The 24,206-nt window shown below is 69.5% G+C and carries 27 protein-coding genes; 11 read left to right on the forward strand and 16 right to left on the reverse strand.

What is annotated here, in order from left to right:
• The first annotated feature begins 304 nt into the window (after positions 1–304).
• The gene (locus HHX37_RS13460) at positions 305–988 is read left to right on the forward strand and encodes a hypothetical protein (RefSeq protein ID WP_310740359.1); all 684 of its coding nucleotides are present in this window, start codon (positions 305–307) and stop codon (positions 986–988) included.
• Here HHX37_RS13460 and HHX37_RS13465 read toward each other — a convergent pair.
• The 3 genes from HHX37_RS13465 to HHX37_RS13475 all read right to left on the reverse strand — a co-directional run bounded on the left by HHX37_RS13465 (position 985) and on the right by HHX37_RS13475 (position 3,021).
• Positions 985–1,245 (reverse strand): hypothetical protein, encoded by a 261-nt coding sequence (locus tag HHX37_RS13465; protein WP_182885589.1) that lies wholly within the window; start codon positions 1,243–1,245, stop codon positions 985–987. The genes HHX37_RS13460 and HHX37_RS13465 overlap by 4 nt on opposite strands.
• Positions 1,246–1,388: 143 nt before the next feature.
• Entirely contained in the window at positions 1,389–2,321 is a 933-nt protein-coding gene (locus HHX37_RS37710; RefSeq protein ID WP_220502831.1) for an HNH endonuclease, read from the reverse strand.
• Between the two features lie 469 nt (positions 2,322–2,790).
• A complete protein-coding gene (locus HHX37_RS13475) occupies positions 2,791–3,021 on the reverse strand; it encodes a hypothetical protein (RefSeq protein WP_182885590.1) in 231 nt (76 codons plus the stop codon).
• A 119-nt stretch (positions 3,022–3,140) separates the two neighbouring features.
• Here HHX37_RS13475 and HHX37_RS13480 point away from each other — a divergent pair, with 119 nt between their 5' ends.
• The 4 genes from HHX37_RS13480 (at position 3,141) to HHX37_RS13495 (ending at position 6,430) form a co-directional block, all read left to right on the forward strand.
• Positions 3,141–4,244 (forward strand): methyltransferase domain-containing protein, encoded by a 1,104-nt coding sequence (locus HHX37_RS13480; RefSeq protein ID WP_310740360.1) that lies wholly within the window; start codon positions 3,141–3,143, stop codon positions 4,242–4,244.
• Between the two features lie 209 nt (positions 4,245–4,453).
• The gene (locus HHX37_RS13485) at positions 4,454–5,110 is read left to right on the forward strand and encodes a hypothetical protein (protein ID WP_220502832.1); all 657 of its coding nucleotides are present in this window, start codon (positions 4,454–4,456) and stop codon (positions 5,108–5,110) included.
• Positions 5,107–5,784, forward strand: coding sequence for a DUF4166 domain-containing protein (locus HHX37_RS13490; protein ID WP_182879841.1), 678 nt, complete (start codon positions 5,107–5,109; stop codon positions 5,782–5,784). Before HHX37_RS13485 ends, HHX37_RS13490 begins: the two co-directional genes overlap by 4 nt.
• Positions 5,785–5,794: 10 nt before the next feature.
• Positions 5,795–6,430 carry a TetR/AcrR family transcriptional regulator gene (locus HHX37_RS13495; protein ID WP_182885591.1) on the forward strand — a complete coding sequence of 212 codons (636 nt, stop codon included), beginning with the start codon at positions 5,795–5,797 and terminating at the stop codon, positions 6,428–6,430.
• A 1-nt stretch (position 6,431) separates the two neighbouring features.
• Here HHX37_RS13495 and HHX37_RS13500 read toward each other — a convergent pair whose 3' ends face one another.
• The 6 genes from HHX37_RS13500 to HHX37_RS13525 all read right to left on the reverse strand — a co-directional run bounded on the left by HHX37_RS13500 (position 6,432) and on the right by HHX37_RS13525 (position 13,472).
• A complete protein-coding gene (locus HHX37_RS13500; protein WP_182885592.1) occupies positions 6,432–8,585 on the reverse strand; it encodes a glycoside hydrolase family 6 protein in 2,154 nt (717 codons plus the stop codon).
• An 85-nt stretch (positions 8,586–8,670) separates the two neighbouring features.
• Positions 8,671–10,266, reverse strand: a complete 1,596-nt coding sequence (locus HHX37_RS13505) for a hypothetical protein (RefSeq protein WP_182885593.1) — start codon at positions 10,264–10,266, stop codon at positions 8,671–8,673.
• Positions 10,263–10,694 carry a hypothetical protein gene (locus HHX37_RS13510; protein WP_182885594.1) on the reverse strand — a complete coding sequence of 144 codons (432 nt, stop codon included), beginning with the start codon at positions 10,692–10,694 and terminating at the stop codon, positions 10,263–10,265. The genes HHX37_RS13505 and HHX37_RS13510 overlap by 4 nt, the downstream gene beginning before the upstream one ends.
• A 144-nt stretch (positions 10,695–10,838) precedes the next feature.
• The gene (locus tag HHX37_RS13515) at positions 10,839–11,405 is read right to left on the reverse strand and encodes a hypothetical protein (RefSeq protein ID WP_182885595.1); all 567 of its coding nucleotides are present in this window, start codon (positions 11,403–11,405) and stop codon (positions 10,839–10,841) included.
• Positions 11,406–11,614: 209 nt separating this feature from the next.
• Complete coding sequence (locus tag HHX37_RS13520) at positions 11,615–12,535, reverse strand: hypothetical protein (RefSeq protein WP_182885596.1); 921 nt, start codon at positions 12,533–12,535, stop codon at positions 11,615–11,617.
• Between the two features lie 88 nt (positions 12,536–12,623).
• A complete protein-coding gene (locus HHX37_RS13525) occupies positions 12,624–13,472 on the reverse strand; it encodes an NAD(P)H-binding protein (RefSeq protein WP_182885597.1) in 849 nt (282 codons plus the stop codon).
• An 85-nt stretch (positions 13,473–13,557) separates the two neighbouring features.
• Here HHX37_RS13525 and HHX37_RS13530 point away from each other — a divergent pair, with 85 nt between their 5' ends.
• Complete coding sequence (locus tag HHX37_RS13530) at positions 13,558–14,280, forward strand: TetR/AcrR family transcriptional regulator (RefSeq protein ID WP_182885598.1); 723 nt, start codon at positions 13,558–13,560, stop codon at positions 14,278–14,280.
• Positions 14,281–14,421: 141 nt separating this feature from the next.
• On the forward strand, positions 14,422–14,742 hold the full coding sequence (locus HHX37_RS13535) for a hypothetical protein (protein ID WP_182885599.1): 321 nt from the start codon (positions 14,422–14,424) through the stop codon (positions 14,740–14,742).
• A gap of 76 nt (positions 14,743–14,818) precedes the next feature.
• Here HHX37_RS13535 and HHX37_RS13540 read toward each other — a convergent pair whose 3' ends face one another.
• Positions 14,819–15,289 (reverse strand): NUDIX hydrolase, encoded by a 471-nt coding sequence (locus HHX37_RS13540; RefSeq protein WP_182876176.1) that lies wholly within the window; start codon positions 15,287–15,289, stop codon positions 14,819–14,821.
• Positions 15,204–15,776 carry a helix-turn-helix domain-containing protein gene (locus HHX37_RS13545; protein ID WP_182885600.1) on the reverse strand — a complete coding sequence of 191 codons (573 nt, stop codon included), beginning with the start codon at positions 15,774–15,776 and terminating at the stop codon, positions 15,204–15,206. The genes HHX37_RS13540 and HHX37_RS13545 overlap by 86 nt, the downstream gene beginning before the upstream one ends.
• Before the next feature lie 294 nt (positions 15,777–16,070).
• Between HHX37_RS13545 and HHX37_RS13550 the strand changes: the two genes are divergently transcribed.
• Together HHX37_RS13550 and HHX37_RS13555 are read left to right on the forward strand one after the other, a co-directional pair.
• The gene (locus tag HHX37_RS13550) at positions 16,071–17,201 is read left to right on the forward strand and encodes a methyltransferase domain-containing protein (RefSeq protein ID WP_259406406.1); all 1,131 of its coding nucleotides are present in this window, start codon (positions 16,071–16,073) and stop codon (positions 17,199–17,201) included.
• Between the two features lie 10 nt (positions 17,202–17,211).
• Complete coding sequence (locus HHX37_RS13555) at positions 17,212–17,454, forward strand: CopG family transcriptional regulator (protein ID WP_182885698.1); 243 nt, start codon at positions 17,212–17,214, stop codon at positions 17,452–17,454.
• Here the strand turns inward: HHX37_RS13555 and HHX37_RS13560 are convergent.
• The 5 genes from HHX37_RS13560 to HHX37_RS13580 all read right to left on the reverse strand — a co-directional run bounded on the left by HHX37_RS13560 (position 17,412) and on the right by HHX37_RS13580 (position 23,266).
• Positions 17,412–18,881 (reverse strand): FAD-binding oxidoreductase, encoded by a 1,470-nt coding sequence (locus HHX37_RS13560; protein WP_182885601.1) that lies wholly within the window; start codon positions 18,879–18,881, stop codon positions 17,412–17,414. The two genes, HHX37_RS13555 and HHX37_RS13560, sit on opposite strands and share 43 nt — an antisense overlap.
• 95 nt (positions 18,882–18,976) lie before the next feature.
• Positions 18,977–20,428: an NADH-ubiquinone oxidoreductase-F iron-sulfur binding region domain-containing protein gene (locus HHX37_RS13565; protein WP_310740361.1), complete on the reverse strand. Its 1,452-nt coding sequence runs from the start codon at positions 20,426–20,428 to the stop codon at positions 18,977–18,979.
• Positions 20,425–21,399 (reverse strand): hypothetical protein, encoded by a 975-nt coding sequence (locus HHX37_RS13570; RefSeq protein WP_182885602.1) that lies wholly within the window; start codon positions 21,397–21,399, stop codon positions 20,425–20,427. The genes HHX37_RS13565 and HHX37_RS13570 overlap by 4 nt, the downstream gene beginning before the upstream one ends.
• 125 nt (positions 21,400–21,524) lie before the next feature.
• A complete protein-coding gene (locus HHX37_RS13575) occupies positions 21,525–22,664 on the reverse strand; it encodes a DUF1996 domain-containing protein (protein ID WP_182885603.1) in 1,140 nt (379 codons plus the stop codon).
• 11 nt (positions 22,665–22,675) lie between these two features.
• Entirely contained in the window at positions 22,676–23,266 is a 591-nt protein-coding gene (locus HHX37_RS13580; protein ID WP_111699419.1) for a DUF4142 domain-containing protein, read from the reverse strand.
• Between the two features lie 123 nt (positions 23,267–23,389).
• Between HHX37_RS13580 and HHX37_RS13585 the strand changes: the two genes are divergently transcribed.
• Entirely contained in the window at positions 23,390–23,962 is a 573-nt protein-coding gene (locus HHX37_RS13585; protein ID WP_244301792.1) for a sigma-70 family RNA polymerase sigma factor, read from the forward strand.
• Complete coding sequence (locus tag HHX37_RS13590) at positions 23,962–24,159, forward strand: zf-HC2 domain-containing protein (RefSeq protein WP_111699420.1); 198 nt, start codon at positions 23,962–23,964, stop codon at positions 24,157–24,159. Before HHX37_RS13585 ends, HHX37_RS13590 begins: the two co-directional genes overlap by 1 nt.
• The last annotated feature ends 47 nt before the right edge of the window (positions 24,160–24,206 follow it).

The following is a 24,206-nucleotide window of genomic DNA, read 5'->3' on the forward strand; positions in this document are numbered from 1 at the left end:
CTCCACGTCGGTGAGCTGCCGATTGCGCGTGGCCCAGAGGCGATCCGCGGAGCTTCGCCAGATTGTCCAGCCGGGGAACGCGGCCTGCAGTTCCTTCAAGGTTGTCGTGCGCATGGCCACAGCGTGACGTTTGGTATCGGATCATTTACACTCCGTTCTTAGGACGTGCGGGACGTTTTGCGTTACCGCCCAGATGCGTCCTCAACGTCCTCTCGATTCGAGGTCGCGCGTGTCAAACGACTCTCTACGGCAAGCAATGACCGATGCGAGACTTACCGAAAGGGACCTCGCATTGCGGTGCGAGGTGGACATCAAGACGGTGTCCCGCTGGCTGGCTGACGAAGCGCGTGTCCCGCACCCGCGTCACCGGTGGGCGGCGGCCGATGCTCTGGGGGTGGATGAGTCCGTGTTATGGCCCGAGGCGATACGGAACACGGTCAAGATTGGACCTGATCGGGAGATAGTTACGGTCTACCCCTACCGTTCCGCCTGTCCGAAGAGCGTGTGGCGGACGTTGCTTACTGAAGCGCAGTCGAACATCACCCTCGCTGGGTACACCAACTACTTTCTCTGGCTGGAACATCCCAACCTGGCGAAGCTTCTTAAGCGCAAGGCCGAGCAGGGCTGCAAGATCCGCTTCCTGATCGGGAACCCCGAAAGCGACGTGACCCGCCGTCGGGAGGACATCGAAGCGGTGCCGCTGACGGTGTCCACCCGCATCCGCATGACTCTTGCCGAGCTGGAGCAACTCAAGGGTGTGTCCGGCATCGAGGCGCGCTTCGGCGACGAGCACATCGCCCTGTCGGTGTTCCAGTTCGACGACGAGATGCTCGTCACCCCACACTTGGCCAAGCTGGTCGGCCACGACTCGCCAATGCTGCACCTGAAGCGCTACCAAGACGACGGCCTCTACGACCGCTTCGCTTATCACGTGAACGAGCTGTGGTTGGCCGGTCGTGGAGCCTGGGCGGATCAGGCGGCAGGTTAGGGGCGCTCTCCCATCGCAGTTCCTTGGAGGCCGGGAAAGGTGGACATGATTACGCGGAGAAGCTGCTCGGCGTGGTCGCGATCGAACTGGAGGGTCTGACTGGTCTTCTTCTGGGTCTGCCGCTGGTCGGACCCGTAAGTGCTGAGCTGCAGGAACACGCCCTCACTCGTGTGAACCACCTGATACCCACAGTCCACGACCGTGGGATGCGAGTCGGAGCGCTTCTTGTCCTCGAAAAAATCTCTGACCTTCGCCATGCCGGCATTCTGGCGAACACTTAGGTTCTAGGGAAGAGGGAAGAGTAGGTGCGCGATCTTGGCCAGCGGCTGCCGGGACCCATGGTCGTTCACCAGACGCAATCATCTCGCTTGGCCAGGCGATCGAGCTCTCTAAGCTTGATCTACGCCGTCAGGCGGAACTCCTCGTAGCGCTCCTCAAGCGCACCTGCATCAGGCCAGTCCCGGCGCGACCGGGGCAAGCTCAAGCTGAGCCCGTTCATCTCCTGCAGGCCGTAGCGCAACATGGGGCCATCGATCTCTTCCAGTACGTCCGCCCGAACCTCAACGATGTGATCAGGCCGTATTCCGAGGACGTTCTTGTCGTAGGCGGCGTGGTGGATCTTGCAGAGAGCGAGGCCGTTAGAAACTGCTGGGATGCCTTGAGGGTGGCTGTCGCGAAGGATGTGGGCTGCATCCAGTAGTTGGACGTGTCGTAGATGACACATCGCACAACTCTTCTCATACGCCTGAAGAACGCGTTCCCGGAAGACGGGCTGGTGAAGGCGCTGGCGGGTGAGGCGTTCGACGTAGCGCCGCTGGTCGCCATCCAGTTCCGCGTTGTGCGGAATGAAGAGCTGCGCTTGGTCAAGTGCGACGGCGAATTGCAGGTGCTGTGGCTCATCTCCAACGAGCCAAACAGGGTAGCGCGGCAAGTAGATGCCAGTCGCCACGCCGTAGAACCAAATCAGAGGCAACTTCCATTGATATGCCCGCCGCAGTGCGATGTTGTCTGGCTGTTGGGGATCTTCGCCGCGATATTTGTACCGAAGTAAGCCATCCCTAGCTGGTGCGTCTTCGTAGGGCGAACGGCGTCCTGGCGGTGTGAAGGTCGTGAGAATCGACAGGGCCGCGACCATCGATCGTGGCTTCCGAATACCACGGTTGGGATCGACGAGCGGAAGACGAGTCCCCTCGAAGTAGAAGTCGTTCAGCAGTTCATCACGGCGGACCAAGGGGTTGTCCTCTGTGCATCGCTGATCCAGCCAGGCCATCGCCGCTCTTCTGATCTGTGAGTCGAGCTCGTTCTCGATGAGGCTGCTGCCGTCGTGGATCACCCTAAGGTTCTACACCCGGCACCGCCCTTACAGCGATAGCCGTATCGCGGTCGCGGCCGGAACTGGACCGATTGCTCGCAGCGGCGAACCGGTTGAGGCGGCAGCCGCCGCTACCGGTCCGGGTCCGGGACGAGCGCGGCGAGTTGTTCGCCGACGAGTAGTTCGCGCGGCTGTGTTCCCCTTATCGCCCGAAACATGCCGGTACCGCAATCGAACGCTTCCGGCGTGGCATGACGAGTCGCCACAGGGGGTTGCAACCGCTCGTCGAGCAGTTTGCTCAACCATGTTGCTGGCGGCGTCGATAGGGGAGCATCCTGACCGGGAGCGCCAAGTGTGTGCGGCCCGTTACTGTGCGCGTCGCTCGATGCTCTCGTGACCCGTTTCGGGCCCTCACCTCAGGAGGACTGACTCGATGCCCCGCTCGACGTTGTTCCGACTTTTCGGTAGCGGTAGCAGTGTCCGTACGTTCCTACCGTGCGGACTGGTCGCCGGCGCTGGGCCTGTCGTAGTCATGATCACTGACCGTGACGTACCCCTCCGAGGGCAGACCGGCCAGCCGCCGAAGTGGTTCGAACTCGACGACGAGTGGGAGAGCGTCTTCCCCGAGGACCGCGAGCGCATTCAGATGTACGTACGCCACCTGTCGGCCGAGCGCTCCGGACAGGCAGACGACGAGGTCCCCCTGAACGAAGGAGTTCATCGCATGCCGAAGCATGAGGGGCAGAAACCGTCGAGCAAGCCCTTCACGCCCGAGAAGCCGACCCCTGACGGCGACCGCCCCAACACCGGCGGCGGTCAGCACGAGAAGCCCCAGGGCAAGTGACGAACAGCGCGCATCTGATCGCACAACTCCAGGACCTCGACTCGCGATGGGCGGACGCCATGCGGGCGGTGCCGCGTCACCTCTTCATCCCCGACCGGGCATGGTGCTCGCCTAACGACAAGCCGGGCTATCTGATCGACCGGACCGCCGACCCGGGCGGGTGGATGGACGCCGTCTACTCGAACACGGCGATCGTCACCCAGCTTGACGACGGGACGACCGACCTGAGCGCGGGAAGCGGGGACTACACCTCGTCATGCTCCATGCCCAGCATCGTCGCGGCGGGCCTGGACCTGCTCGATCCCTACGACGGTGACGAAGTCCTGGAGATCGGTACGGGAACCGGCTGGACGGCGGGCCTGCTGGCCCATCGCCTCGGCGACGGCAATGTCACCAGTGTCGAGATAGATCAGGCCGTCCTCACCGCGGCGACCTTGAACCTCAAGAACGCCGGGCGTCTCCCTCGGCTCGTCCTGGGGGATGGGAGCGCCGGGTGCCCGGATGGCAAGCCCTACGACCGCGTCCACGTCACCTGCGGCGTCGATGAGGTCCCCCATGCCTGGGTCGAGCAGACGCGTCCGGCGGGCCTGATCGTTTTCCCCTGGATGCCTCGGTGGGAGGCCGGTCACCTGACCAGGTTGACCGTGACCGGGGACGGCACGGCTGTGGGGAGGTTCTACCGGGGCTGTTCCTTCATGATGCTGCGGTCGCAACGGCGGCGCCTACCCGAGCTGGCGGGCGACTACCGGGAGTCGTCGACCTATCTGGACCCCCGCCGGATCGTACGCTCCTCGGTCGGTGCCGATGTGGCGGTCGCGGGCATGATTCCCGGCCTGAACGGCCGGCACGCCAACGAGGAAAACGGCGAGTTCCACCTGTGGCTGTGGTCGGACGACTCCGATGCTCAGGTGCACTACTCGCCTGAGTACAAGCGCGTGGCCGTTCTCCAGAGGGGGCCGCGTGATCTCTGGGACGAACTGGAGGCCGCGTTCCTGTGGTGGGTCTCCTCCGGTTCCCCGGGCCGTGAGCGGTTCGGTCTGACCGTAACGCCGGAGGGTCAACACGTATGGCTCGACTCCCCGGCGAACGTGATCGGGTAGGCGCTTTCAGAGCTGGGCGCGGCGGCAAGGCCGACGACCCTGCCGCCTTCGCCCTGGCGTAAGGGCGCCTTGACCAGGCAACTTGAGCGAGTGCTCAAATAGGCCTACTCTCGCATTTGAGCGACTGCTCAAAACTGTGGAGGTGGCTTGTGGGTCGCTTCGTGTACGTCGAGTGTCTGGTCCGGGCGGACATGGGTGCTCTCTGGGAATTGACGCAGACCCCTGACCAGCATCAACGGTGGGATCTGCGGTTCAGCGGGATCGACTACCTGCCGCGCGCCGCTGGCGAACCCCAGTGGTTCCGGTACGCCGTACGGCTGCTGCCGGGCCTCGCCATCACTGGTGCCGGCGTCACGGCCGGGGACCGCCGCGATCCCGACGACAGGACGTCCGCGCTGCGCTTCGCCTCGGCGCATCCGCTCTCGCCGATCCGCTCGGGCTCCGGCTACTGGCGATACGTCCAGACCCCCGACGGTGTCCGCTTCCTCACCCGGTACGGCTACCGCCCCGGCTGGGGCCGGGCCGTGGACCTCGTCTTCCGGCCGCTCATCGGCTGGGCGACGGCGTGGTCCTTCGACCGGCTCCGGCTCTGGCTGGAGACAGGAAGAACGCCCGAACGCTCCCTGTGGCAGGCCCTCGCCGAGGTGTGCGTACGCGTGCTCGTCACCGCCACGGCCACAGCACTGGCCCCGCCCGCAGCCGCCGTACTGGTCGCGGCGCTGGCGATCCTCCTGCCGCCGCTGCCCGGAACCCCCGCGGCCCGCCGCTGCCTACGTCGCCCAACAAGCCGCCCAACCAGCTCAACCAGCCGCCCGCCCGAACCAATGGCGGCGAAAGCCCTCCTGCCCGAACTGGAGACGCGATGACCTCGATCTTCGAACGTACCCTCGGCGCCGACTTCGCCCGCCTGCACCCGCAGTTACGCCGCCGCTTCGGCGTCAGCGTGACCGGCGGGCGGGCCTGCGTCGGCACCGGAACGATGGACCACATCTGGCACGCCGCGTTCACCCGGCCGTTCCTGGCCCTGGGCACCCGGCGCAACATCCTGGTCCCCGAGCAGGGCCGGCGGGTGCCGTTCACCATCGAGAACTACCCGTACGTCGACTCCCACGGCCGCGAGACCGTCACCTTCGTCCGCACCTTCGACCTGCCCCGACGGCGGCGGCGGTTCGACGCCACGATGGTGTACGACCACGAGAGGCGGGGCATCGTCGACTACCTCGGCTCGCACCAGCACCTGGCGGTCGACCTGGACATGTCGGTGGACGAGCACGGGGGCCTCGTCATCCGGTCCGGCGAGTTCCGCCTGCACGAGGGGCTCGTCTCCTGCCGCCTCCCCGGTTCAGTGACCGGGACCGCCGTCGTCAGGGAGTCGTACGACGACGACGCCGGGCTGTTCCGCGTCGGCGTCACCGTCTCCAACGCGAAGCTCGGCCCGCTGTTCGGCTATTGGGGGACGTTCCGGGCGCGCTACGTCGACGTCGTGGAGCACGGCGTACCCGCTACGGTGAAGCCGCGGCGCGAAGAGGTACGCCGCTGAGGGAGTGACGATGGGCGACACCCGCACGAGGCTGCTCGAAGGAGCGCTGCAGACCCTGCGTACGCAGGGCATCGCGGGCGCCTCCGCGCGGGCCGTCGCCACCGCCGCCGGGGTCAACCAGGCGCTGGTCTTCTACCACTTCGGCACCGTCGACGACCTCCTCGCCGCGGCCCTCCGGTACGGCTCGGAGCAGCGGGTGACGGTCTACCGCGAGCGGTTCGCGGCCGTGACCTCGCTGCGCGAACTGCTCGACCTGGGCCGCTCGCTGCACGCCGAGGAACGCGAGGCGGGGAACCTCGCCGTCCTCGCCCAGATGCTCGCGGGCAGCCAGATGGACGGCAGGCTCGCCCCCGCCACCGCGGCCGGCCTCGGCATGTGGGTCGCCGAGGTCGAAGAGGTGCTCCAAAGGGTGCTGACCGGCACCCCGATCGCCGAGTTCGTGGACGTCGCCGGGCTCGCCCGCGCCACCGCCGCCGCCTTCGTCGGCCTCGAACTGTACGAGGGGGTCGACGAGGACGGCGCGAAGCGCGCGTTCGACAGCCTGGAGCAGCTCGCCGGCCTGGTCGCGGCGCTGGACGACATGGGCCCGCTGGTCCGCCGTACGGTCCGGGCCCGGCTGCGCAAGGTCAACAGCACCGATAAGTGAGTCAGCGCAGCGGGGGGACGGCGTTCTTCGCGCGGTCGAGGGCGAGGGCGGGCCACCAGGTGCCGCCGACCGGGTCCACCTGATGCCACTCGGGGTCCTCGGGGCCCGGGCCGCCGCGGGTGCACTGGCCGTTCGACATCTCGGGGGCGCGGAGCCACAGGAACGCGTCGGCCAGTTCGCCGCCGGTCTCGGTGGTCGGGCGGGGTCCCACGCCCACGCCCGGCGGATTGCACCACTTCTCCGGGTCGGCGTACCTGCCCTTCGGCGGCTTCCACCCGCCCCTGCCGTTCCGGCTGGTGTCGAGGACGAAGTGGGTCAGCGGCGCTCCGGCCGGCACCGCGCCGAGCTCCGCGCCGGTGCAGGAGCTCCCGGGGTCGTTCGTCTTCACATAAAGGCACAGGGACAGGCTCTCCCCGTACCGTAGGAGCCGGTCGGTCTCCTGGTAGTCCGAGGTGTTCAGGTAGAAGCCGTCAGCTCGCCCCACCCCGGCCTTCATCAGCCGGTCGGCGATGTCGGCCATGCCCGGCCAGCCCTCGATGCCGCCGTCGAGATACACGGCCGTGTGCGGAAGCCTCCGCAGGCGGTTCACCGCATAACCGAGCTCGCGATAGCGCTCGGCCGCCGCCGCCCTGCCCCCGGCCGGGCAACTGTCGGATCCCGGAATCCTGGTCAGGCTGTTCGGCTCCAGCACGACCACCGCCCGGCCCGAGCCGATCGCCTTCGCCACCACGTCGATCCAGGCGCGGTACGCCCGCTCGTCCGCTTCTCCCCACTGGGAGCAGTCCTTCCTCGGCACCTGGTCGGTCACGATCACCGCGACGGCGTGACGCGCGGTGGCCGCCCGCATGGCGGACGCGACCGTACGGCCGGCCTCGTCGGCGGGCATGTTCGGGTTCACGGGGTGCGGCACCGCCGCCAGGGCGCGCATCAGCGCGGCGTCGGCCTTCCTGCCCTGCGCGCTCCAGATGTTCGCCTGGCGCCGCGCGTCCGGGTCCGCCTGGTACGCGAACCGTACGCCGGGCTCGCGCAGCGGGTTTCCCTTTCCGGGGTCGTCGCCGCCGTCCGCCTGAGGCGCCTGTGACGCGGCCGGGGTGGAGGACGCGCCGGTCCGGAGTGCGGAGTCGTCTCCGGCCACCGCGGCGGAGCGCGTGGACGTCACCGAGGTCCCCGGGGAGGGCGGGTCGTCCCCGGTGAGCAGTACGGCGGCCACCGTCGCGATCACCGCCAGCCCGGCGATCCCGGCCGCGGCCCCGGCCACCAGCCCGCGACGGCTCCTCCGCCCGCCCGGTTGGGTGGTGACCCACGCCTCCGGCTCCGCCCGGGAGCCGGTGAGGGCGTCCAGGATCTCCTGCACGGTCGGCCGTACGGCCGGGTCCTTGGCCAGGGCGCGCTCGACCAGCGGGCGCAGCGGCCCGTCCAGGCCGTCCAGTCTCGGCTCCCCGTTGATGACCTGGTTGAGCACGACCGGGAGCGGCCCGTTGCCGAACGGCGCCCGGCCGGTGCCCGCGTACGTGACCGTGCCCGCCCAGGCGAAGACGTCCGACGCGGGAGTGAGCGCGCGGCCGTCGAACTGCTCGGGCGACATGAACGCGGGCGTGCCCACGACCGCGCTACTGTGCGTGCCGGTGTCGGTCACGTGGGCCACGCCGAAGTCGATGACCTTCGGCCCGATGGGGGAGAGCAGGACGTTGCCCGGCTTCAGGTCGCGGTGGATGATGCCCGCCGCGTGGACGGCCCGCAGCGCCGTCGCGACGCTGACCGCGAGCCCGTCCAGGCTGGAGCCGCGCAGCGGCCCGTCCCGTTCGACGGCCTCCCGGAGGGTCGGCCCGGGGACGTACTCGGTGACCAGGTAGACGGTCTCGCCGTCGACCTCCGCGTCCAGCACGGCGGCGGTGCAGAAGCGGGCCACCCGCTTGGCCGCCTCGACCTCGCGCCGGAACCGGCGGCGGAAGCCGGGGTCGGCGGCGATCGTGTGGTGGAGCAGTTTGACCGCCACCCGCGTGCCGTCCGGCGCCTCGCCGAGGTAGACGACGCCCATGCCGCCCTCGCCCAGCCTGCGCACCAGCCGGTACGGCCCGACCTCGCGGGGATCGCCCGTACGCAGGCCGGAGGGTAAGTTCCCCGCCTCGCCGCCGTTTGTACCAGAGTGCGACATCGCTCGCCCCCGCTGAGATGTCCCGAAAGATCAGGTCGTCACGGATCCTATTGATCGCCGCCACGGTGAGCCAGGCGCTCGTCTTCTACTCGTCTCTTCTGTTGTGGTCGAGGCCGGTGAACTGGCGCATGAACGCGTGGTAGGCGTCGGCCCGGACTCTGGCTGACGGCGATCGAACACCTTCGGAGATGTCCTGAGCAACGCCGGAGCCTGCCCGCCCGGACTGGTAGTCCCGCAGTCGTTCCCGGTGATCGTCCGCCCAGTCGCGGATCGCCCCGATGCGGGCGAAATGAAACGCCGCGCCCAGCAGCGGCGTGAGGAGAATCGTCGTCACGATGACGCCGACGTCATGAAGGAGCACCCCAAAAAACAGCACGAATCCGACCACGAGGCCGGCTCTGAACAGACCCCTCCGAATGCTCCCGCGGTCGGCTCGGGCCTCCTCGGCCCACTCGCGCACGCGCCCCAGTGGAGGCTGGTACGCCGCGCCGAGCCGGATGACTCTTGGCAGCCAGCCCGCGTACGCGGCCAGGGTCAGCGTGACGAGATACCAGGACAGCGTCGCGGCGATATCCGGCCGAATCCAGCCCCACATGATCCAGGCCACCGGGATCGTGGCCGCGCCCCAGGCCCCGAGCCACAGCGTCGCGCGGACGACCGCTTCCAGCCGGGCGGCGGGCGAGAGCCGCCGGCCCTCGTAGTCGGCCCACTGCCGCTGCCGCAGAGCGGAGGCGGCGTCCAGCGTGGTCCGTATCCGCTGGTTCTGCCGGTCGGCTTCCGCCTGCCGACGTCGCTGTTCCGCCTGGGCCGCGGCGAAAGCAGTGAAGTCGGCGCGCACGAGCCATCCGACAGGGGTGTCCGAGCCGCCGTCCCGCGCCCGCAACCAGTCGTACCACTCGATCTCGCCGGTGGGGGGTGGCGCCACTCGCTCGCAGCCGGCGCGCAACCACGTCCTGGTCTCCGAGTAGGGCAGAAGGGCAGCCAACAACAGCCCGCGCGCCCCGCTCTCGGCCCATTCCCGGCCTTCGGGCGGCAGTCCGGGAACCTGAGCGGCCAGCCGCCGCCACGAACCCCAGACCTCGTCCCAGGCCCGCTGCGTTCCGCGCAGCGCGCTCAGTCGGCTGAACCGCGACAGGGCGTCCAGCAGGCCGCCCTCGCAGAGGTCGCGGTAGAGCTCCCATTCGGGGCCGCTTTCTCGCAAACGACCGATCCTGCAGGCCTCGGAAAGCGACTCTGGGGTCACGACCGTTCCCCGCCAGACGGCTTCTCCCTCCGGATCGAGCCAGCCCAGCAGGTGAAGCACTTTCAGGTCGGCCGGGAGAGCGTCGTCCCGGAGCCGATGGTCGATGAGTTCTATCTGAGCGGTCAGGTCGCCGGCGGTGAGACCGTCGAGATCGCGTAGCCAGGCGAGAAGACCGAGCCAACCGTCGGAGGGCGCGCCGGTTGTGGCCGCGCCCTCGAAGAACTGACGCCTCGCGGCGGCCCAGTCGCGGCGGATGACGGCGGCGAGTTCTTCCCGGGTCGACAGCGTCGCACCCGCGAGGACCAGCGGGCGGCGATGCGGCGTCGCCTGGTGAATGTGATTGATCTGGACGTTGCGATCGCCGAGTTGGAAGGGGGCCGGGCCGTGGAAGATGTTTCCCGATACTCCGTCTCCACCTGATTCGGAGTCGCGGCTCATGCCCTCGGCCCGAAGTGGTTGTCCTGACGGTTGTGGTCACCGACCTGGAATGCGGCCGGTCCTTGGAAGATGTTCCCCGACACTCCCCCCACTGATGCCTGACGAGCCTGGTCGGCGATGTCGTTCAGTTCGCGGGCGACCCGTTCGCGTTCGGCCTCGCCGAGACTCTCCAGCAGCATCTCGAATCGGGCCGTCCAGGACGCCTCCTGCCGGGCCCGTATCAGCGCCGCCTCCCCCGGGGCGAGCGAGGCGAGCTCCGTCGCGGTCTGATCCAGCCGCATCAGTTCCGCCTGCTCACGGTCGGGATCGTCGCGGCTGAGCACCTTTGCCGCTCGCTGCCGCACGCTCATCCACATATCCGTGCCCGCGGCCTGAACCACCGCGGTCCCGCCCGCCGCGGCCACCGCTGCCAGCCATTCGACCAGCATTTTCGGCCTCCTCACATGTTTTCCTGACACTTTATATCTGGCCATGGTGAGGTCGCCGGAAAAGATTACGCCTGATAACGCCGCGAATCGCCAGCTATGGGGGCCTCTCGCCGACGATTCGCGCCCCGCGATCGCCGAGAGGTGTCAGTGCACGCAGAGAGCGGACACGGTGACGTCGTAGATGTACCAGCTTCCGGTGGGAGCCGTGTACACGTTGGTCGCGCCGGTCGTCTGGTAGCCGGTGCAGTCGCCTCCGGCCGCGAGGATGGCGGCTCGGGCGGCCGCCGCGCCGTTCTGCACGGCCGCCGAGTAGGTGCTCGCCTCACCGCGCGCCGTCGCGGTGCGCGGCACGGTGTAGGACGGCGGTGGCGGCGCGGGAGCGCACAGGCCGGTCGCGGTCCCGCCGTACACGTAGCCGCCCCCGCTGGGCACGGTGTACGAGAGGGTCGCCGAGGAGGTCACGTTCGTGCAGACCTCCCCGAGCTGGGCGGCCGTCTGGGTGAGGGCGGTACGCGCGCTCGCCTGGGCCGCCGCCGAAGCCGAGGACTGCGTCTGGCCCCATGCCGAGCCGGTCGCCGTCCGCCAGGTGTCGGCGTGGGCCGCCGCCGGGCTGAGGCCGATCCCCATGGCGACGAGCGCCACCGGTATCAGCAGTCGGCCGGCGAGCGAACCACGCCGGGATTGTCCGTACGGTTCATCGTGCTGAGCCATCCGCGCCTCCTATGAGGGCCTGGTGAATAGCGACAGGGCGGGAACCGATCCCCGCTTACGAGCACGATCTTGGGGCGCGAGGTCATCGTAGATTCGCCGTTTTCCGCTGACCATGCTTCGGCGGCGCAGGCCCTATCGACGCGCTGGTGGGCGGCCCCGGCCGGTGAAAGTTTCCCGATACGGTCCGCGTATTCCGGGCCCGGAGCGGCTCACCCGGTCTGGTCGAGCTGCCGCCAGCGACCGGGGTCGTTGAGCCGTTGCAGCCGCAGCGCCTCGTCGTGATAACCCTTGCGCGCGTCGTCTTCGGCGCGGAAGGCCAGATCCTTGCCACGCGGCTCGGTCGCCGTCACGTACCAGTCGCCGTACTCGCAGCCGCTCGGCAGCCGGCCCAGGGTGATCTGGAAGGACTTGGGTGGTTCCGCGGCGGCGAACTCCCACCGGGCCACCGGTTCGAGATCGGAACAGCTGGACAGCCACCCCGGGGGCAACTCCGTCTGCCGGGCTTGGGTCCGCCTGGCGGCCAGGCGCTTCAGCTCCTCCGGGGCGACCTGGAGGTACGCGGCCAGGGTGCGGGACGCCTTCGACAGCCCATACTCGGCGGACACGTCGCGCTCGATCTCGTCCCAGTGGGTGCCGACCACCGGTGCCAGCTCCAGGGCGTCGAGGGTGCCCGACATCAGTTCCGCACGGACCGGGAGGATGTCCTTGAGCCATCCCGCGCCGGTCTCGTGCAGGTTGAACAACTCGGAGTCCTCGGCGTACATGCGCAACCGCAGGAGCAGGTCGTCGTCTCTCGTCTCCACGCTCAGGCCTTCGAGTATGTTCCCGTGCGCGTACGGCGCGACCGCCTCCGCGGACAGCGCCGTGCCGGGGATCCGGAAGGCGACCGAACGGGGACCGACGTTCTCGAAGAAGAGCCAGGCGTCGAAGGTCCGCTCGACGAACTGCTCCATCTCCCGCGTGTAGTCCTCCCAGTCCACGGACGCGGAGAACGAGGTCGCGGTCACGAGGGGCTGCCCGGGCAGCATCCGTAGCACCGACTGCGTGTTCTCGTCGAGAACGCGGTCGAGCACCACGGCCTCGACGTACTTGTAGTGACGACGTTCGTCCCGGTACTTGCGCCTGCCCATGTCCGCACTCCCTGGAAACGCTCGGTCCGACGTAATCTAATGATCACGCGAACCGAACGGGCGGAAACGGGCCGAATACGGCGGCCGGTCAGGGCGTGAGCGTGGCCGCGAGCACGTCGCGGAACGCCGTCGGCTTACGGCCGAGCACCTCACCGAGGGCCGGGCCGACCTCGGCGAACTCCCCCTGACGGCTGGCCTCGTACATGCCGAGCAGGAACCGTGCCTGCCCCTCGGGGACGCCGCGCGACACCACGCCGGTGATCCATTCGTCGTCCGGGACGGTGACGCGGGTGATCTCGCGTCCGGTCAGTTCGGAGGCGACGGCGGCGATGTCCGTGAGATCGAGCGCCTCGGGGCCGGTCAGCGGCGGCGTGATCCCATCGAGCCCGCCCTCCTCGGTCAGCGCGACGGCGGCCGCCTCGGCCAGGTCGGCGTGGGCCGTCCAGGAGACCGGCCCGTCGGCGGGTGCGACGATCTGACCGTCCCGGAGCCCCTGGCCGATGACCTGGACGATGGTGGCCGCGTAGAAGCCGTTGCGCAACGCGGTGAACGGAACCCCGGACGCGCTCAGGTCCCGCTCCGTCTCGGCGTGGGCCGGCATCGGGAGGAAGGGAGAGGCCGGGTTCGCCCCCATGTGGCTGGTGTAGACGATGCGCTTGGCGCCCGCGGCCGTGGCGGCCTCGATCGCCGTGCGGTGCGGGGCGGCGTCCGCCGGGCCGGAGACGACAAGCACCCGCGCCGCGCCCTCGAACGCGTACGCCAGGCTCCCGGGGTCGTCGAAGTCGCCCTGCCGGACGCGTACGCCTCGATCAGCGAGGTCTTCGGCTTTGCCGGGTTCGCGCACGCTGACGCCGATCCGTTCGACGGGGACCCGCGCGAGCAGGTGCTCGACGACAAGGCGGCCAAGCTGGCCGGTCGCTCCGGTGACGATGATCACAACTTGCTCCTGTGTTATCGGTGATATCTCTGGAACGCTAACACTGGAAAATCGCCGATAGCAACTCCTTGCTATCGTTGGAAGCATGAGTGATCCTGGGAGCGAGACGGCCGCCCGCGACAGGACGCGGGCGCACATCGTGTCGGTCGCGGCGGGGCTGCTCGCGAGTGGTGGCCGCGACGCCCTCTCGACCAGGGCGGTGGCCGCCGCGGCGGGCACCCAGGCTCCGACGATCTACCGCCTGTTCGGCGACAAGGAGGGCCTGCTCGACGCGGTCGCCGAGTTCGGCTTCACCTCATATCTGCGGGACAAGAAGGCCCGGCCGCCCGCCGGCGATCCGGTCGAGGAGTTCCGGGCCGGGTGGGACCTGCACGTCGGCTTCGGGCTGGCCAACCCCGCCCTGTTCTCGCTCATGTACGGCGATCCCCAGCCGGGGCGCCGGTCGCCCGCCTCGGTCGTCGCCTTCCGCATGCTGGGGGAGCGCATCCGCGCGATCGCCGCCGCAGGCCGGTTGAAGGTCGGCGAGCGCCTGGCGGCCGACCTCGTGCACTCCGCCGGAACCGGCGTCGTCTTCACGTTGCTCGCCATGCCGGAGGAACGGCGTGACATGCGCCTGTCCGAGGTGGCCCGCGACGCGGCGATAGCCGCCATCACCACCGACGCCCCCGCCGTCGAGACCCCCGGGCCCGCGGCGGCGGCGATGGCGCTGCGCGCCACCCTGCCGGACGCCACGGCCCTCACGGACGGAGAACGCCACGTGCTCGGCGAATGGCTCGACCGCCTCGCCGCCGGGCCACCGACGAATTGATTCCCCGTTGCGGACTTCAATCTTCGGCCCTGCAGCCAGCCCGTAAACCGCTCATTCAAATCGCATACCAGCCCCTATGGATATCCCTCAAAAGCTGTGCTTACCATCAAGAAGCAAACACGGCACCGAGGGAGGCAACTAATGGGCCGTATCAAGAAGTTCGGCGTTTCGGCGGCCGCGATGACCGCGATCGCCGCCGCGACGACGCTGATGTCACCCACTGCTCCCGCCCTGGCGGCGCCCACCTGCAGCACCAGCGCGCAGATTGGCGTTGTCGGCGGCACCGGCTGGGCGACGTGCAGCGGAACCGGAGTGACTCAGACACGGGTCGTGCTCTTCTGTCAAGACAGTAGCGGTGGCTACACCACGGTTTACGGCCCTTGGGTTGCCAATTCCGTCAAATCAAATGCCAGATGCAGCAGCAGCTCCTGGCCGATATCGGTCGGATATCAAACAATCTGAGCCGCGTCATAATCGTCCTTCGTCGTCCCAGTGCGACGGCGCGGTGCTCGGATCCCGGCTCCGCCCCGAGCCGGGATTATCCGATATGGGGTTGGCTGCGGTTCTGCAGGAAATGCGTGATCCGCAGTCGCTGCGTCTCGTGCATGGGAAGTTGTGCTAGCTCGTCCCGGGCGACCCAGCGTACTTCGGTCGACTCGTCGCTGACGGTGAGGGCGCCACCCGTACGGCGGGCGGTGAGACAGACGTTGAACTGCCGGCGTACTTCGCCGTCGGTGTACGCGATGATGTGGCGGGCGTCCGTGTACAAGCCGACGATGCCGGTGATCTCGATGTCGTAACCGGTCTCTTCCTTCACCTCCCGTACGGCGGTCTGCGGGACTGACTCCGTCAGGTCCATCCCGCCTCCGGGAAGTGCCCACAGGCCGTTGTCGGCCCGGCGCTGCATCAGAATGCGGCCCTTCTCATCGCTGACCACAGCGGAGACGCCCACGACAAGGCTGTTCGGTTCGGGCGCCGCCGGGTCGTCGTAGTACTCGGTGCGAGCCACGATCACTCTCCTGGACGCCGTACTTTTCCTCCTGCCCGCGTGTTCGGATGACGGGTGAGTCCGCGTCGCCCAGCATGACCCTTATTCGGCATCCTGCCTGGGCCTTCGTGGTGAGTAGCTCCGAAAATTCCGGCCATGACTCGTGGATGAAAATTGCGGCATAGACAAGGATGCCGATCTCCTGCTCGGCTTGCTCGAACACGGTGCGCCACAGGTCGAAGGGGGCGTTGGCGCGCGTCGGGTATGCGACCACCATGTCACTCGTGCCTTGTCTTCTCCGGCGTCCTTGCTCGGTTTCGGGCCAAAGGTAGGCAAGGTCTTCCCGGAGCGCGAGCGCGGCTCTGTGGGCGATGGCCGGATGCGGGGTTCGTCCGATATTGACCCATCGTTCGACGGTCTTGGGATCGACGCCGATGACCTCGGCCAGTTGCCTGCCCGTCATCCCCATGTTGAGCAGGGCCGTTCGTAAGCGCTCGTTCACCGCCATGGGGACGTTTATAGCTCCAAAAGACGTCCCGCTATCCGTCCCAGATGAAGTTTCGACGTCCCAGCGCATTCCCTCAAGCTTGGGCCGTATCGATGTTCCAAGAACGTCCTACGGCTGACCTGCGAGTTCGGGGCATGCCGCTTGCGGGGAGGAGCGCGCGATGGCAGATCAGGGTAAGGGTGGCGGCAAGCATGAGGGTCAGCGGCCGTCGAGTCGCCCGGTCGAGACGCCCAAACCGACCGGAGACGGTGTCCGCCCGGGGCAGGGCGGCAAGCACGAGAAGGGCGGCGGTAAATGAAGCTGGAGGAGGAGCATGTCGCCGCCATGCTCGCGGGACTGGGCGACCTGGATCCGGAGTGGAGGCAGGCGCTGGAAGCCGTCCCGCGTCACCTGTTCATCCCTGACCGGGCTTGGTGCGCTCCCGAGGACGGCAACGAGGGATTCGTGATCGACCGCCAGAGCGATCCGAAGGGCTGGTTCGCGGCGATCTACCAGCAGAACGCCCCGATCATCACGCAACTCGATGACGGGAACCTGGACATCGACGAAGCGGGGCAGGGCGGGGTGGATTACACCTCCTCCTCGTCCGCTCCGGGCATCGTCGCTCGTGGTCTCGATCTGCTTGGCCCCTACGCGGGCGATGAGGTTCTGGAGATCGGCACGGGAACGGGCTGGACGGCCGCACTGCTGGCGTATCGGCTCGGCGACGCCAACGTGACCAGCATCGAGATCGATCCCGCCGTTCACGCCACCGCGGCAGTCAACCTCAAGGCGGCGGGATACGCGCCGCACTTGGTCCTCGGCGACGGGGCGGAGGGATGGCCGCAGGGCACGCTCTACAACGGCGTCCATGTCACGTGTGGCGTGCGGAAGGTGCCCCAGGCGTGGGTGGAGCAGACCCGGCCCGGCGGGGTGATCGTGCTGCCCTGGATGCCCGGCTGGGAGGCCGGACACATGCTCAAGCTCACCGTCACCGGGGATGGCACCGCGGTGGGCCGCTTTCATGGAAGTTGCGCCTTCATGATGCTGCGTTCCCAGCGCTCTGTGCTTCCCGCCTACTCCGACGATTTCCGGGACTCGGGAACCGACCTGGACCCACGCCGGGTGGTGCGGTCGTCGTTCGGGGCGGACATCGCCGTCGCGGGCCTGCTGCCCGGCGTCGACGCCACACACACCGATGAGGACGACGGCGAGTTCCACCTGTGGGTGTGGTCGGGTGACTCAGACGCGCAGGTGCACTATTCGCCCGACTACAAGCGGGCGGCGGTGCATCAGCGGGGGCCGCGCGACCTGTGGAACGAGGTGGAAGAGGCTTTCTTGCGCTGGGTGGGGTGGGGAAGCCCCGGCCGGGATCGCTTCGGGCTGACCGTCACCTCGGAGGGTCAACATGTATGGCTGGATCGGCCGGACAACGTGATCCGATGAGAGGTGGCCCATGCCGATGAAGAAGATCGCCGTCCGTGCCGATCCCGAAGACCTCGCTGTCATCAAGGAAGCCGCCAAGCGCCGTGGCATCTCCCAGGCGGAGATCACCCGTACGGGAATCCACCTGGCCGCGATGGCCAACCGGGTGTGGGACGAGCCGCTGGACTGGCCGGCCTTCGAAGCCGTCGCCCCGCGTCCCGGTCGGCCTGGTCAGATGCCCTGGGGGAGGCGGAAGAGGCGGCCGGGGTCGTAGGCCGCCTTTACCTCGGCGAGGCGCGCGGCGTTCGCGCCGTAGTACTGCTGCCGCCAGTTCGTCAGTTCCGGGTCGACGTAGTTGACGTACGCGTGGTCGCCGAAGTGTGGCCGCATGGCGGCGTGGGCGGCGCGGGTCCAGGCGGCGGCGCCGGACTTGTGGGCGTAGTACTGCACGCTGAACAGCGCTTTGCGGTGCGGGAAGGCGGTCGCGTCCGGGCGGACCCGGGCGACGGCGCCGCCGAGCGCGTCGAGCAGCACCGAGTGCCGTCCCGGCGCGGCGACCTGGGCCAGCAGCGCCTTGATCCCGGCGGACGACAGCGGCGTGTAGGCGAAGTGCGACTTCGCGGTGAACGAGTCGCGGACGAGCCTTCCGCTCGGGTTCTGGCCGGGGAGCGTGCCGGGACGGTGGCACTGCGCCACCGTCAGCGACGAGCAGCCCGCCTCCACCATCATCGCGTGGTCGTACGCCGAGACCGCGACATAACGGGTCTTAGGCCCGGAGCCGACGCGGTCGGCGAGCTTCTGCAGCAGGTTCTCGCACGCCGCCTTGCCGCCGAGGTAGAGGCCGCCGACCATCACGTCCGGAGACGGGTCGTGGTTCAGGTGGCAGTTGGACCACAGCGCGTCGGGCGCGGACGGCGCCCACGCCTGCCACGCCTTGAGCACGGCGGCCGCCTTCGACCAGGGCCAGTGCAGGAAGAACAGCGTCACCTGACGGGTGCCGTGCGTGCGGAAGGTGAACGACGTCGCGACGCCGAAGTTGCCGCCGCCGCCACCCCGGGAGGCCCAGAACAGATCCGGGTGCGCGGTCTCCGAGCAGGTCAGCGTCTTCCCGTCGGCTGTGACGATTTTCAGGGACTCCAGCACGTCGCAGGTCAGGCCGTACTGCCGCGACACCACCCCGATGCCGCCGCCCAGCGTGAGACCCGCCACGCCGACGGTCGGGCAGGAGCCCGCCGGGATGCTCACCCCGTGCGCGGCCAGCTTCGCGTACACGTCCACGAGCCGAGCGCCGGCGCCGACCGTGGCGTGGCCGCCCGCGTACGACACGCCGCTCATCCGCGACACGTCGACGACCAGCCCGGCGCCCGTGGACCAGCCCGCGTAGCTGTGGCCGCCCGACCGGGAGGTCACCGGCACGCCGAACCGCCGCGCGAACGCCAGGCACTCCGACACGTCGGCCGCCGTCGCGCAGTACGCCACCCCGGCCGGCCGTACGGAGTCGAAGGCCGCGTTGAACACGTGGCGCGCGTTGTCGTACGACGCGTCGCCCGGCCGGATCAGCTTGCCGTCCAGTCCCCGGCCGAGCGCGGACCAGTCGGCGGGACGGGGACCGGCGGCGAACGCCGTGCCCGAGAAGGCGCCGGAGAAGGCGGCGGTCCCGGCGAGGGCCGAGACACGAAGGAAGCTCCGTCTGTCGATCATGGTCGTACTCCCGAGGTGGTGATCTACCTCGTGAGACGCGTGCTGATCCGGTCCGGTTGGTTACAGTGTCATCACTTCGTCCCTCGTGTCGGGTCTCACTTCGCGCCGATCCGCAGGGCCAGCGCGGGGCACATCTCCACCGCCTTCTGCGCGTCGCCGAGCAGCCACGAGGGGACGCCGGTGTCCATGAACACCGGAAAGCCGTGGTGGTCCAGCTTGACCAGCTCCGGCACGAGATGCGCGCACAGGCCGTGGCCCTGGCAGCGGGTCCAGTCGACCATGAGCCGGACGTCCCGCGCCTCCTCCACGGGCAGGGGGAGCACGCCCTTCGTCTCCCGTCCGCAGCCGCCGTGGAAGCGGTGCTCCTCCACGTCGTCGGCGAACGCGTCCAGGGCCGACAGCACGAACCGGGCCGAGCCGTCCGGGTGGAAGCAGGCGCCCCGGCCCTTCACGGCGGCCGCCGCCCGGCGGACTGCCTCGGGGCCGTCCGGGTCGCCGTCCTGGAGTTGCCGGAAGGCCCGCGCGAGGTCGGGCAGGCCGAGACGGCACGGGCCGCACTGCCCGGCCGACTGCGCGGCGAGGTAGCCCGCCACGCGTGCGGTCTCGCCGAGCGGGCAGGTGTCCTCGCCCAGCACGACCACGATTCCCGCGCCCAGTTCGCCGCCCGCCTCCTTCGCGCCGCGCCGGGACAGGACCGTGCCGCACGCCGCCTCGGCGGACATCCAGGTGCCGTGGTATCCGCCGAGCAGGAGGCCGTCACCGATCTTCGCTTCGCACAGGGCCAGCACGTCGGCCAGCGGCACCCCCGGAGGGGCCTCGACCACCGCGGGGGCGCCCACCGAGCCGCCGACCGTCAGCAGGATGGTCCCCGGCTCCTGCACGGTGCCCACCGCGGCGTATTCCTCCGGCCCCAGCTCGGCCAGCACGGCGAGCTGGGCGAAGGTCTCGGTGTTCGACAGCAGGGTCGGCAGGCCGTACACGCCGCTGTCGCTGGAGCGGACCTTGCGGCCCGGCGGCAGCCCCATCTCGCCGTTGACGGCGCGGACGAGCGCGCCGCCCTCGCCGGAGATGAACCGCTCCTCGATCGCCACGACGCGTACGAGCCCGGTCAGGCCGCGCTCGGCCACGGCGGCGGTGACCGAGGCCTCGGCGAGCTCGCCCGCGCCGACCGCGACCACCACCTCGCGGGAGCCGAGCGCGCTGGCCGCGAGCAGGGCGCCCTCCAGCACCAGGTGCGGCGCCCGGGTGAGCAGGGTCTTGTCCTTCAGGCTCGCGGGCTCGCCCTCGGCGGCGTTCACCAGCACGACGGTCTCGCCGTCACGGGCGGACACGGCGCGTAGCTTGCGCGCGAACGGGAACGCGGCCCCGCCCCGGCCCCGCAGGTCCACCTCCTCGGCCATCGAGATGAGCGCGTCGACCGTCTGGCCCGGCAGCCGGTCGTGGTACTTGTGATGGGCGTTGAGGTCGAGCCTGCGATGCTCGTCGAGCCCGGCGGTCAGCCGGGACGGGCCGAGCCGCCGGACGTTGGAGACGCGGTAGGGAATCACACGATCCTCCGGAGGCGGGGTTCCTGGGGGGTGGGCGGAGCATCACTCAGGACGTCGTTCAGGACGTCGTGCGGGAGACCGCCTGAGACGTCCCGCAGGATGTAGCGGGGGACGTCGAGGGCGGCGGGATCGGTGCCGGTGCGGGCGAGGACGGCCACCTCGGGCCGCGTCTGCGGCCTGACCGGCCGCGCGGTTCGCTCGCCAGGGCGCCGGCTGTCCTCCTCGCGGACCGTACGGCGCCCGGTGCCGGTGGTGGTGACGGCGGCGGGGGCGGCGCTCCATTCGTCGGTCGCGGCCTGCCGGGCCGGCCGGGTGGCGGCCGCGAGGCGGATCAGCAGGGCGGCGCCGACCGCCGCCAGGCAGGCCACGTAGCTGAAGGTGACCCACGGTGCGGCGGCCCGGCCGGCGGTCAGGCCGTGCAGGATCGCCACCGGCCACGCGAGGTAGGCCAGGTCGTGCAGCCCCCGCCACAGCCAGGGCCGCTCCGCCTGGGCGAACCTGCCCCGCATGACGCCGGTCGCGACGATCACGATGAACAGGTCGGAGGCCACGACCCCCAGCGAGACGTACACGTTGGTGGACGGCACCACCGACCCGTACGGCGGCACCAGCCCGGCGGCGATCTTCATGCCGATGTGCACGATGAGGAAGCCGATGCCGAGCAGGGCCATGGCCCGATGGACGAGCTGCACGCGCACCCGTTGCGCGATGGGCAGGATCACGCGGTCGGTCGCCGCCAGGCCCAGGGCGACCGTGGTGGTGAGGCCGACCAGCGAGAAGACGCCGGCGTAGAACGTGAGGAACGACTGGGCCTCGGCCAGGAACGCCGAGCCGCCGGATGTCCGGGTGGCGGCCAGCCCGCCGGTGATGACCACGGCGACCACGACGCCGAGGCCCACGCGTACGCCGCGCCGTTCGAGGTCGAGGCCGGGATTCGGCCGGGTGTGCCGGGAAGCCCCTCTGTTGGGCACTGATTTCCTCCGTCGTACTGCCTGGGGGGTGTGGAGGCGCCGTTCCCCGCCCACTTGGGTGGGGCCCTCGGGTGGGGGTGGCCTGCGTGAGGACCGGGCGGGGAACGGCACGATCGGGGCGCGGCTCAGCAGCGCAGGCCGCGGTTGATGCAGGTGACCACCGACCGCATCAGCCGGTCGGGCATCACGTTCTCGAAGTCGGCGTGGTCGGTGATCGGGTTGTGCCGCTGCTCGGGGAAGCTGTCCACCGCGAACGACGGCCCGCCCGGCACCGAGTAGGCCAGGGTCATGCGCAGTTGCGGGATCGCCCGGGTGCCCGCCGGGCAGGCGCCGTTCCGGGCGGGGAAGACGACGTGCGTCCGGTGGTTGGCGCTATCGGTGTTCTGGCCGTCCCAGCAGCTGGGGAAGTCGAGCACGCGCAGCACCAGGCTGCCCCGGGGACAGAGCGGATACTTCCCGGTCAGCCGGTTCGTGAAGCCGGTGCAGGTCCACTGGGCGCGGGCGTTGGCACCGCCGTTGGTGGCCGCCTTCGCGTCCCCGGTGATGAGCCGGAGGAACCGGGGCATCGCCACGACCCTGCTGACGGGGTTGCCGCGGAACTGCAGCGTGACCGACCGGGCGAGGAGGATCGTGCCGACGTTGCCCTCGGCCGCGCCGCCCGGCTCCTCCGTGTGCCGCGCCGTCACGTCCTCCGCCGTCGCTTCCTCTGCTGCCACGTCCTGTGCTGCCGGGTTCTCGGCTGCCACGTCTTCCGCCGTCGCGTCCTGGACGTCGGCGGGGGAGGCGGAGGGGGAGGGAGAGGCGGACGGCTGGGCGCCGAGGCCCTGCCGGCTGCGCAGCACCGGCCAGAAGTACGTGGACCTGTCGCCGAGCCGGCAGGTCGTGCCGCCCGCGGCGAGGCTCTCGTCGGTGGAGGACCCGTTGGTCGTGAGGTTGCCGACGTAGTCGTGGACGTGGTGCGCGCCGTTCGACACCCCGGGCGCGACGATGTGGTTGTCGGAGTTGCGGTGGCCGTTCTCGTTGCGTCCGCAGCGGGAGGTGAACGAGCCGCGCCCGGCGCGTACGCCGCCGTCGCCCGGCGGCACCCGCCGGATGTCGGCGAAGTCCTCCAGAGCCGGGCCGACGTCCTCGCACCCCGCGCCCTGGACGGACGGATCGCAGTGGTCGGCGAGGGCGGGCCGGACCCCACCGATCAGCGGGTTCAGCGGGCTCAGCGAGCCTCCGAGCAGCACGCCCGCCATGGCGAGAATGAGCCGTTTTCGCATGGATGCACCTTCTAGACGGTGGGGGTGGGGAGGGTGGAGTAGTCGACGAGACCCGTGCCTTCGAGCAGGGTCATGTGCTTCATCACGACGTCGACGGCCTGCCCGGCGAAGTCGCGAACCAGGCTGTTGCGGGTGCCCGCGCGGACCGCGGAGACGAAGGTGAACACCTTGCCGTGGGCGTTACGCAAGCGGTCCGCGAAGACGCGGTCGAACTCGGGGCCGCGTGCGGCGGCCATCTCGTCCAGCCACCCCCGCTGGTCCGGGTTCGGCTGGTCCGGCAGCGGGACGCCGAGCTTGGCGGCGAGCTCTCTGACCTGCGCGTCGAGTTTGGTGTGGTCCTCCACGAGGTGCCTGCCGACGTCCTTGACCTTCTCGCTGCCGGCCCGGTCCTGGGCCCAGCGCCCGGCGGGGATCTCCCAGAGCCCCGCCCAGCGCACCCTGACCAGCAGGTCGCGGTCGGCCGGGCCCAGCGGGCCGTAGGGGGTCTGCGTCCAGCCCGCCTGGGCCGACGACGCGCTCCTGGGGACGACCACGATCACCGTGACGGCCGCCGCGAAGAGGAAGACGCCGAGCACCAGGAGTTCCCCGAAACGGAACCGCATCGTGCCTCCTTTCGTGACCTTCGGTCGGAGGTACGCGGCGTCGCCGGGGGCGGTTCAGGACGTAGTCAGAAATAACTGGAGTTACGGATGTGGTGTACGAACAACTAACGCTGGTGCAAATATGTGGCCGTGCGTCGACAACTCGACAGCCGGTTCGTGCGTCTGGATTCCAATGACTACGACGACCCCGATCGAGAGGAACTCCTGATCAGGGAGCTTTACCGCGAGTTCGGCGGTCCGCTGCTGCGTCAGGTGCGCAAGACGACCGGCAACGACCTGCAATGGGCTGAGGATGTCGTCCAGGAGACGCTGGTGCGTGCCTGGCGCAACTCGGCGAAGCTGACATGGGAGCCCCACTTGCTGTGGGCGTGGCTCCTCACCGTCGCCCGCCGCATCGTGATCGACGGACGCCGCCGGCGCGGCGTCCGGCCCAGGGAGGTGGAGGCTCCCGAGGAGGACAGCCTTGCCGTGCCGGACGGCGCGGACCGCACGCTGGCGGCCATCGTGGTCGCGGACGCGCTGCGGAACCTGTCCGCCCAGCACCGGGAAGTTATCGAAGAGACATACTTACGCGACCGGACAGTAAGCCAAGCGGCCGAAGTTCTGGGCATCCCACCGGGTACCGTGAAGTCGAGGCTCTTTTACGCCCTGCGCGCACTTCGTACGGCCCTGAAGGAGAGGGGGGTGGCCAGCTGATGTCCGCGTCGTCGCCGCACTTCGACGTGGCAGCGTACGCCCTGGGAGTGCTGGACGACGACGAGGCCGAGGAGTTCGAGCGGCACCTCGACGACTGCGCGCCGTGCCGGGCGGAACTGCTGGAGACACAGGACCTGCCCGGCATGCTCGACGCCTTCAAGGACGGCTCCATCCCCTCGGAACGCACCATTCCCTGACCGGCCGGCTCCCGGCGTTCCGCCCACCCCGGTCGGCGCCTCCCCCC

This window comes from Microbispora sp. H10885 (genome assembly GCF_014161415.1).
GTDB classification, from domain to species: Bacteria; Actinomycetota; Actinomycetes; order Streptosporangiales; family Streptosporangiaceae; genus Microbispora; species Microbispora triticiradicis.

Excerpts from the sequence above, each read along its gene's own strand:
- HHX37_RS13465 (WP_182885589.1), bottom strand. The coding sequence starts at position 1,245 with ATGGCGAAGGTCAGAGATTTTTTCGAGGACAAGAAGCGCTCCGACTCG.
- HHX37_RS13475 (WP_182885590.1), bottom strand. The coding sequence starts at position 3,021 with ATGAACTCCTTCGTTCAGGGGGACCTCGTCGTCTGCCTGTCCGGAGCG.
- HHX37_RS13490 (WP_182879841.1), top strand. The coding sequence starts at position 5,107 with ATGACCTCGATCTTCGAACGTACCCTCGGCGCCGACTTCGCCCGCCTG.
- HHX37_RS13495 (WP_182885591.1), top strand. The coding sequence starts at position 5,795 with ATGGGCGACACCCGCACGAGGCTGCTCGAAGGAGCGCTGCAGACCCTG.
- HHX37_RS13500 (WP_182885592.1), bottom strand. The coding sequence starts at position 8,585 with ATGTCGCACTCTGGTACAAACGGCGGCGAGGCGGGGAACTTACCCTCC.
- HHX37_RS13505 (WP_182885593.1), bottom strand. The coding sequence starts at position 10,266 with ATGAGCCGCGACTCCGAATCAGGTGGAGACGGAGTATCGGGAAACATC.
- HHX37_RS13510 (WP_182885594.1), bottom strand. The coding sequence starts at position 10,694 with ATGCTGGTCGAATGGCTGGCAGCGGTGGCCGCGGCGGGCGGGACCGCG.
- HHX37_RS13515 (WP_182885595.1), bottom strand. The coding sequence starts at position 11,405 with ATGGCTCAGCACGATGAACCGTACGGACAATCCCGGCGTGGTTCGCTC.
- HHX37_RS13520 (WP_182885596.1), bottom strand. The coding sequence starts at position 12,535 with ATGGGCAGGCGCAAGTACCGGGACGAACGTCGTCACTACAAGTACGTC.
- HHX37_RS13530 (WP_182885598.1), top strand. The coding sequence starts at position 13,558 with ATGAGTGATCCTGGGAGCGAGACGGCCGCCCGCGACAGGACGCGGGCG.
- HHX37_RS13535 (WP_182885599.1), top strand. The coding sequence starts at position 14,422 with ATGGGCCGTATCAAGAAGTTCGGCGTTTCGGCGGCCGCGATGACCGCG.
- HHX37_RS13545 (WP_182885600.1), bottom strand. The coding sequence starts at position 15,776 with ATGGCGGTGAACGAGCGCTTACGAACGGCCCTGCTCAACATGGGGATG.
- HHX37_RS13550 (WP_259406406.1), top strand. The coding sequence starts at position 16,071 with ATGAAGCTGGAGGAGGAGCATGTCGCCGCCATGCTCGCGGGACTGGGC.
- HHX37_RS13555 (WP_182885698.1), top strand. The coding sequence starts at position 17,212 with ATGCCGATGAAGAAGATCGCCGTCCGTGCCGATCCCGAAGACCTCGCT.
- HHX37_RS13560 (WP_182885601.1), bottom strand. The coding sequence starts at position 18,881 with ATGATCGACAGACGGAGCTTCCTTCGTGTCTCGGCCCTCGCCGGGACC.
- HHX37_RS13575 (WP_182885603.1), bottom strand. The coding sequence starts at position 22,664 with ATGCGAAAACGGCTCATTCTCGCCATGGCGGGCGTGCTGCTCGGAGGC.
- HHX37_RS13580 (WP_111699419.1), bottom strand. The coding sequence starts at position 23,266 with ATGCGGTTCCGTTTCGGGGAACTCCTGGTGCTCGGCGTCTTCCTCTTC.
- HHX37_RS13590 (WP_111699420.1), top strand. The coding sequence starts at position 23,962 with ATGTCCGCGTCGTCGCCGCACTTCGACGTGGCAGCGTACGCCCTGGGA.